This window comes from Herbaspirillum lusitanum P6-12 (assembly GCF_000256565.1).
Classification (GTDB): Bacteria; Pseudomonadota; Gammaproteobacteria; order Burkholderiales; family Burkholderiaceae_D; genus Herbaspirillum; species Herbaspirillum lusitanum.
This window is the reverse complement of sequence record NZ_AJHH01000360.1, coordinates 1-334: the sequence shown is the minus strand read 5'-3', so window position 1 is coordinate 334 and position 334 is coordinate 1. Positions and strand designations below refer to the sequence as shown.

1 protein-coding gene is annotated in these 334 nt (G+C 64.1%); it reads right to left on the bottom strand.

The genetic code is table 11. From position 1 onward, the window contains the following. A partial coding sequence (locus HLUSI_RS0111440) for an ATP-binding cassette domain-containing protein (RefSeq protein WP_016834113.1) occupies positions 1-334 on the bottom strand: 334 nt, incomplete at both ends.

Genomic DNA, 334 nt, shown 5'->3' with positions numbered 1-334 from the left:
AGGCCGCCACGCGCGTCGCGTACCGCGTCACGATATCGACGTCGTGCTCAACGAAGATCGAGGTGATCTTCTGCTCGTCGAGCACGCGCATGATGATCGCCATCAGTCCGTGCTTCTCATCGGTGGACACGCCGCTAGTGGGCTCGTCCATGATCAGCAGCTTGGGTTGCAGCACCAGCGCCATGGCGATATCGAGCAGCTTGCGCTGGCCTTCCGGCAGCAGCGAGCACAGTTCATCGGCGCGGGCGCGCAGGCCGACCAGCTCCAAAATGTGGTCGACTTCCGCGGCTGGAATCGCACGATCGAGCGGCGTCCAGATGCGCAGGCGGCCGTA